The sequence below is a fragment of the Legionella sp. genome (genome assembly GCF_049790535.1).
GTDB lineage: Bacteria > Pseudomonadota > Gammaproteobacteria > Legionellales > Legionellaceae > Legionella.
In genome coordinates, this window is sequence record NZ_JBAQZB010000023.1 from 1 (window position 1) to 5,194 (window position 5,194).

Here is a 5,194-nt window from a genome sequence, read left to right on the forward strand (position 1 = left end):
GGACTGTGAGTGGGATAATTTATATCAAGAAAGTGGTAATAATTATGACAAGATTCGCTTAGTGTGGCGGCAATTAATCGGTTTTGAAATGAGACGCTTGCCCGGCATTGATAGATGTGTGATGGCCGAGGGTATATTCTATGTGGTGAATCAGTGCCAGGATATTGCAAGGTCCTATAAATTTAAATATAGCGTTGGGGATTTTCCGGTCGTTGCTTCTAATAATTCACTTGATGGGCTTGGTGTGGATTTTGCTGTTGATATGCTAGGTGTCACGCCTGGATTGCGGAACGCGGTGGTGCGCCCGACGCCCGCGCATTATTGGGAGTCTTATGTCAAACAAAAACTTCAAACTTGCAGGCCTTATACGGCCACGTCCAGTCCGTCATGCGAACAGGTGTATATTGATCTGATATGAAGGCAAAAAAGTGCGGTCGCATAGGCGGTGACTTGCTCGTGCCAACAAATATCAATAAAGCATTGCAAAAGTTCTTGGTAGTGTCACTGGTTTTAATGTAATGAACCATGATAGGGCAGGGCGGAGGTCAATTTATGTATTATTTTGCTATTTAAATCACGGTCATGATTTAACGTTGTTATTTCCTGCATTCGTACACAATACTAGAGTCACTTTTATCAGGGCTAATAGATCTATCAAAAGCCTTAATCATTCTGATTTCTCTGAAACCCACCTCTTTAAGCATATCAGTTAAAATTAATGGATCATTATAAAGTCGAACATTGAATACCTCAACTTCGGTTTGTACGATCTTCCCTTTATCTACTAGCTTATATCTATCGATAGAATAACAAACACTGTCTTCGTAAGTTGTTAGCCGATTGACCAGGATTAAATTATTATCGGGTTTATGGCATACAAGGCCTCTCCAAACGCCAAGTTGGTTAGATACTATTTTTGATGTTTCTGCTTCAAATAATAAAATCCCATCATTATTTAAATGATCATAAAAAATCTTCAGTGATTTTTTTACTGAGTCAAAATTAATAATATGTCCAAATGAGCCACTGGGAATGAAAATCAGGTTATATCTTTGTATTCTACTTAAATCCTCAACAAATCCTTGCCATACTTCTGGTTTGAGATGCTGCAATTTTGCTTTGATATGTAAGGCGCTAAGCATATGCTCACTGGCATCAAATTCCATAACTTTAAAATTTTCTTGAAGTAACGGAAGTAAAAATCGACCTGAGCCGCACATAGGTTCCAGAACAATCCCATCAGCATTAAGCACATAAGTGCGATAAAATGCATAAGCATGGCGGTTGTGGTCTGATTAAATCATAAAATTGTGTACACAAGCTAAGGTAGCTATCTAGTCTTTGTTGACTCATTGATAAATTTCAATGACCTTTGTCATATTATACAAAGTAATTTTTTACCATCTGCGCGCAATTCACCTGTTGGGGACACATGTCTATATAAAGTTTGCTTGGTAATTCCAAGTTCTTCACATAAAGGGCCGATTTTAGTTTCAAGTTGTCCTAATGAAGCCATTGCAAGTCTGAGTTTTGCTTGGGTCGTTTTATAAGGACGTCCACCTTTGCGTCCCCGCGCACGGGCTGATGCCATACCTGCAAGGGTGCGCTCCTTAATCATTTCGCGTTCAAATTCAGAGAGCGCGGCAAAAATACCAAAAACCAATTTACCAGCAGCGGTCGTTGTATCAATAGCTGCGGTAAGAACTTTTAATCCAATATTTTTCGCAGTTAAATCATGGACGGTATTAACTAGATGCCGAAGATTTCGTCCTAAACGATTTTGCGAGTGTTAATAATAAAAAAATCTACAGAGTCAGTATTATCATAGGGTTTGATAGGTCCTTTTTTAAAACGTTTCCATAGCGTAACAAATTGTCCGATTTTTGTGGGTGTGATTTTAGCGACTCGAAATCGAACGAAAAAATTATTCAATTCAAAACTGTAAGCACAATACTCAGCACTTTCGGGCTCTATGGCTGGTTGAGAGTACTTAAACCTCAATGGACTATAAACACGATTTTGTATCTCAACCAGTTCCTGGTGCATGGTGTCTGTTTGTAACTGGGATTTTTGATTATTGAGGATCAAGTCGAACATTTAATGTTCCTAAAAACTTTAGATTTTTCGGTTTGGTTAATATTTTAGTGGTCACATAAACGACCGGTTATGTGACTAGTATTATCGAATCGCATCAATAAAAATAGTCACTTAACTGGTTACTAAATTAACGTCTTTTAAAGCATCTTTCAAGTTGATTATGTAACCAAGTTTAAGTTAATATTCGCGAATCAAAATAAGTAGTCAATTTTTTAGGATGAAATAAAACAAATTATCTTCTTCCTATCCAGATTGTTTTATGGGATATGCATGCCTGTTGATTTTTTAACCGATGAGCAATATCAGTCCTATGCAAAAATCCAGATTTTATCTTAGTCTATTATTTTTTGCGACAAAATCCTATTCGCGTACTGTCATCATTATTGTTCGTATGTGATCGCTTGTTGTGCACATCAGGAAAAACACGGTAAAACACAGATTTATCTATAAGATAATTTCCGCCTTCTGTCCTTATTGCAGAAAGTTTTCCCTTTTTAATCATACCCTGTATATGTCTAGCACTAAAGTCTGATATTTCAGCAGCTTCGTTTATAGTTCGTATTAATTAGCTTCGGATAATAATTGTGTTACCCAAGAATTTAAGCTCTTTCCATGAGCTTCTGCTTTCATAGCTGCTCGGGCGTGAATTTCTGGAGGGATTCTTAACATGATTTTTCCTGAATAAGGTTTTTGAGGTTCTCTACCTATTTTTTTACATGTTTCTAAATAATCGTCTATTGCTTCTTTAAATGCTTCATGTAATTCAGCAACAGAATCACCATGAAATCCAATAACATCATTAATTCCAGCTATATGACCTATAAAACAATCATCGTCTTCGCTGTACTCTATTTTAGCTACATAATTTTTATAGTTCATTGCATTCATGGCGTTACTCCTGCTTTCTCTAAGAAAGTTCGCGTATCACGAACCTGATAAGGCTTGGCTTCTTTGTGCGGGTGTGGACGATGGAATGTACCAATAACCCCGTTAAGTTCAAACCTAACCCTTGATCCCGATCCTTCTATTATCTTTGCTCCAACGGCCTGAAATAATGACTCTATTGATCTCCATTCTAACGAGGCTGGAACAGGCTTTCTAAAAATAGCCTCCAGTGTTTTTTGGTGAGTCTTATTCATTAGCTCTCTAATTAAATGATATCATAAAATGATAGCATTGTTTGTTATTGACTAAAAGATATTTATTTTCGCTCGCCAGAAAAAAGATATGGAATTGCTATGTTTCGCATTATTATGGATAAGAGGAGGGGTAATTATGAGAAACTCAATCCGTTACCATATTCATCATGAGAGTTTTTCTCTTGGTTTGATTAAAGTTCGCACTTCTATCAAAACCGGAAACTCTCACTTTTTCAAGTAGTTGTGTCAGATTAAGTCAAAACTAATTCAGATAAGAGTGTTACCACCAAGCGACTTTGTCGTATCTTAATTACCAAGGGAAATTGATTCTCTCGTGGGATTGGTGCAGCAAAAAAGGCCATGGGCATTGATAAATAGAGGGTTCTAAAAAAGGTCTTATATAACCTAAATACAGCCATAAAGATTTAAAAATAAACAAAAAGACAAAAATAAGCCTATACTTTTACCAAGGTCTCAAAGGATTGGTATTTTAAAATGGCTTATTCAATAAATCATGAAGAGCTCTTAAATAAGATTCAACGTGATCCTGATGCCGCAGTTGCGAAGCAGCTTCTTATTCCTGCCAATACAACGTGCGCTATTATCTTCAAACGGATGCTTGGAATTTTTGACCGCCAAGATCAACTCCAACTTTCAGCAGAAACCCTTAGTGCGATTAAATATCTTGCAGAACATGATTATCTTGCCTATTTAGTGTTTCTTGAACGTTTTGATTTAATCCGCGAAATATTTTGGCAAAAAGAGTTATTTGCCCAACAATTAGCTTTAATTGATGAAATTGAGAAAGAAAAGGAAGCCGAAAAAAATCAGCAATTACTTCTGAGCGAGCAAGAACAATTGTCTTTGTTAACCAGGCGGCAACAAGAACAATTGGTGCGGGAGCGAGAGCAACGATTCCAGGAAGAAAGAGCGCTGATTAACATGGATTTATACCGTTATTACACTCAATTGGAACAAGAAATACACAGTGATTTTCATTTAAAACAAATTGATATATTGAATAATGCCTATAAAGGCAGGATAGAGCGGATTAACAGGGCAGTTATCATTGTCGAAAACGATCCTTCGGTTGCTCTTGAAGACAAAGAGGCTTTAACCAAGCTGCACCACGACTACAAAGAGGAATATGAAGAAGTTCAAAGAATGCCAATTCATAAGCCTGACAGCTCTATTGATCCTGTGGCGTTGAGAAAAAAAGTAGAAGCAGCGAAACGAGTGGATGATAAATTTAAACATCAACTAGGTGCTATCTTAAGAAAATACCCAGAGCATGAGCAGTTGGCTCAAATATACCGCGAGGAATCGGATGCGATACATGCTTATGAAGGGAAGTTAACTCGAAACGAAGAAGAGCACGAGCAACAATTAGCAGAAATCAGACCGCATTTAGAGGAAACAAGGCGCATAGCCAAAGATGATTTAGAGCAATCGATGAGTACCTCAGTTGATTGTTTGAAACAATGCGATCTAAAGGGGCTTTCTGACGATACACAACGTAATGCATTTAATAATTCTATTAAAAACTTAAAAGGACATAGGCTTCAATTAAGTCAGACGGATGATCATGCTCGGGTTAGGGAATTAACTAATCAGTTTGCAGCGGAGCTTGTTCGTATCAACGAGATGGTTAAACCTTCTATGTTACCTCCTGATGTATATCAAAAGCTTCAACGTGAGGTTCGTGTCTTAAGTGAGCTAAATACACGGATTAATACAGAACCTGCTGTATTAAGTACCTTTCAAGTTCATGCATCGGAACAACTACCTACTTATGCTCAAACAGTACAAAATGATCCACAGCCACCCTCCTATCGTGAGGCGATTGGAGAGCCACCATTTTATGATGATCTAACACATCAAGACCCTACATCATTTGATGAAACACAACGAGATCAATTTACGGCGCATCATACTACCAGATACCGGGGGCATATGTT

General features: G+C 37.4%; 6 protein-coding genes and 2 pseudogenes. 2 read left to right on the top strand and 6 right to left on the bottom strand.

Annotated elements, in window-relative coordinates; genetic code table 11:
• A pseudogene (locus WA877_RS00965) lies at positions 1–418 on the top strand (hypothetical protein); the annotation flags it as partial.
• 178 nt (positions 419–596) lie between these two features.
• Here WA877_RS00965 and WA877_RS00970 read toward each other — a convergent pair.
• The 6 genes and pseudogenes from WA877_RS00970 to WA877_RS00995 all read right to left on the bottom strand — a co-directional run bounded on the left by WA877_RS00970 (position 597) and on the right by WA877_RS00995 (position 3,236).
• Complete coding sequence (locus tag WA877_RS00970; protein ID WP_425169073.1) at positions 597–1,253, bottom strand: class I SAM-dependent methyltransferase; 657 nt, start codon at positions 1,251–1,253, stop codon at positions 597–599.
• Between the two features lie 122 nt (positions 1,254–1,375).
• Positions 1,376–1,780: pseudogene (locus tag WA877_RS00975) on the bottom strand (recombinase family protein); the annotation flags it as partial.
• Positions 1,771–2,097 carry a MepB family protein gene (locus tag WA877_RS00980; protein WP_425169074.1) on the bottom strand — a complete coding sequence of 109 codons (327 nt, stop codon included), beginning with the start codon at positions 2,095–2,097 and terminating at the stop codon, positions 1,771–1,773. The gene WA877_RS00980 and the pseudogene WA877_RS00975, both read right to left, overlap by 10 nt.
• Positions 2,098–2,437: 340 nt before the next feature.
• Positions 2,438–2,659: a helix-turn-helix domain-containing protein gene (locus WA877_RS00985; RefSeq protein WP_425169078.1), complete on the bottom strand. Its 222-nt coding sequence runs from the start codon at positions 2,657–2,659 to the stop codon at positions 2,438–2,440.
• Positions 2,659–2,985, bottom strand: a complete 327-nt coding sequence (locus tag WA877_RS00990; RefSeq protein WP_425169075.1) for a type II toxin-antitoxin system HicB family antitoxin — start codon at positions 2,983–2,985, stop codon at positions 2,659–2,661. Before WA877_RS00990 ends, WA877_RS00985 begins: the two co-directional genes overlap by 1 nt.
• Positions 2,982–3,236 carry a type II toxin-antitoxin system HicA family toxin gene (locus WA877_RS00995; protein ID WP_425169076.1) on the bottom strand — a complete coding sequence of 85 codons (255 nt, stop codon included), beginning with the start codon at positions 3,234–3,236 and terminating at the stop codon, positions 2,982–2,984. The genes WA877_RS00990 and WA877_RS00995 overlap by 4 nt, the downstream gene beginning before the upstream one ends.
• Positions 3,237–3,731: 495 nt before the next feature.
• Here WA877_RS00995 and WA877_RS01000 point away from each other — a divergent pair.
• Positions 3,732–5,194, top strand: a 1,463-nt coding sequence (locus WA877_RS01000) for a hypothetical protein (protein ID WP_425169077.1), incomplete at its 3' end; no start/stop codon positions are given.

Coding starts and splice junctions, on each gene's coding strand:
- WA877_RS00980 (WP_425169074.1), bottom strand. CDS start 2,097: ATGTTCGACTTGATCCTCAATAATCAAAAATCCCAGTTACAAACAGAC.
- WA877_RS00990 (WP_425169075.1), bottom strand. CDS start 2,985: ATGAATGCAATGAACTATAAAAATTATGTAGCTAAAATAGAGTACAGC.
- WA877_RS00995 (WP_425169076.1), bottom strand. CDS start 3,236: ATGAATAAGACTCACCAAAAAACACTGGAGGCTATTTTTAGAAAGCCT.